General features: G+C 71.6%; 2 protein-coding genes and 1 pseudogene. All 3 read left to right on the top strand.

Annotated elements, in window-relative coordinates; translation table 11 throughout:
- On the top strand, positions 1 to 470 hold a 470-nt coding region (locus ACXAID_RS27995; RefSeq protein WP_475025420.1), incomplete at its 5' end, for a sensor histidine kinase.
- On the top strand, positions 467 to 1,126 hold the full coding sequence (locus ACXAID_RS27990; protein WP_475025419.1) for a response regulator: 660 nt from the start codon (positions 467 to 469) through the stop codon (positions 1,124 to 1,126). The genes ACXAID_RS27995 and ACXAID_RS27990, both read left to right, overlap by 4 nt.
- A 44-nt stretch (positions 1,127 to 1,170) precedes the next feature.
- Positions 1,171 to 1,698 (top strand): annotated as a pseudogene (locus ACXAID_RS27985) (DUF2339 domain-containing protein); the annotation flags it as partial.

The raw sequence follows: 1,698 nt of genomic DNA, 5'->3' as shown, positions 1-1,698 counted from the left end.
CCGGTGAGCAGGAGCGCGCCCTGCGTCGGCTGGTCAGCTCCGGCGACGCCGAGCCCTCCGATGCCGGCACCGCCGACCTTGCGGCGATGCTGCGCAGACGCGCCCGCGACCGGGTGTCGGTGAGTGTTCCCGCCGGGCCGGTGCTGCTGGACGCGGCTGTCGCCGACGAGGTGTTGGCCGCGGTGCTCAACGCGCTGGACAACACCGAGGCGCATGCCGGGCCCGGTGCGCGGGCGTATGTTCTTCTCGAAGACCTCGGTGATTCGGTCACCGTCAGCGTGCGTGACGACGGGGTGGGGATTCCCGACGGTCGGCTGGCCGAGGCGCTCGGCGAGGGGCGGATCGGTATCGCGAAGTCGATTGTGGGCAGGATGAATTCGTTGGGTGGGCGTGCCGAGTTGAGCACCGGTGCGGGTGCAGGCACCGAGTGGGAACTCACCGTGCCGCACACCGGGGGCCGGGAAGCATGACCGAACCCCGCACGACGGTGATGGTGGTCGACGACCACCCCATCTGGCGCGACGCGGTAGCCCGTGACCTCGAGGGCGACGGATTCGACGTGGTGGCCACCGCCGACGGGGTGGCGTCGGCGAAACGCCGTGCTGCGGTCGTAGCGCCCGAGGTGGTGCTGATGGACATGAGGCTGGCGGACGGAAACGGCGCTGCGGCCACCGCGGCGGTGCTCGCGGCGTCGCCGTCGTCGAGGGTCCTGGTGTTGAGTGCCTCCGACGAGCGCGAGGATGTGCTGGAGGCGGTCAAGGCGGGCGCCACCGGCTATCTGGTCAAGAGCGCCTCCAGAGAGGAGCTCGGCGAGGCGGTGCGGGCGACGGCCGCGGGGCGGGCGGTGTTCACTCCGGGCCTGGCCGGGCTGGTGCTCGGTGAATACCGTCGGATCGCGCGGGACTCCGCAGGGGTGTCCGGGCCGGACGGCCCGACGCTGACCGAGCGTGAGACCGAGATCCTGCGTTACGTCGCCAAGGGCCTGACCGCCAAGCAGATCGCCTCGCGGCTGTCGCTGAGCCACCGCACGGTGGAGAACCACGTTCAGGCGACATTCCGGAAGCTGCAGGTCGGAAACCGCGTCGAGTTGGCGCGCTACGCGATCGAACACGGCTTGGACGGGTAGTTCTACTCTCTCGCAGGCCGGTGCTGCGCTGCGACCATGGTCACATGACCGAACCGCATGCCGTGATCGCCAGGATCCGCGCCGACCTCGCGGCCGTGACGCACCAGCTCGACAGGGTCTCGACCGACGTCGCCGAGCTCGACCGGTTGTTGGTGTGGCAATCGGGCGCATCGGCACCCCAGGGCCCACCGAGTGCGCCCGCCGCGCCGCCGTACTGGCCTTCGTATCCGCCGGGTCAGCCGTTGCCGTACCACCCACCGGTGGCTGCACCGCCACCGCGGCCCGCCGACTCCACACCCCGGTCAGAAGGGTGGATCGGCAAGCTGCTGGCCGTCGCCGGGGTCGCGGTCACCCTGGTCGGTGTTGTCCTGCTGTTGGTGCTGGCCGCGCAAGCCGGCCTGCTGCGGCCCGAGTTCCGCGTCGCCGCGGGCGCGGTGCTGGCCGCCGCGCTGGTCGGCACCGCGTTGTGGTTCAACACCCGTCCCGGCGGCCGGGTAGGGGCGATCGCCCTGGCCGCCACCGGCGTGGCCGCGGCCTACATCGACGTCATCGCCGTCACCGCGGTCTACGGC

This window comes from Mycobacterium sp. ABE4_509 (assembly GCF_056160785.1).
This window is presented reverse-complemented; position numbering and strand designations above follow the sequence as displayed.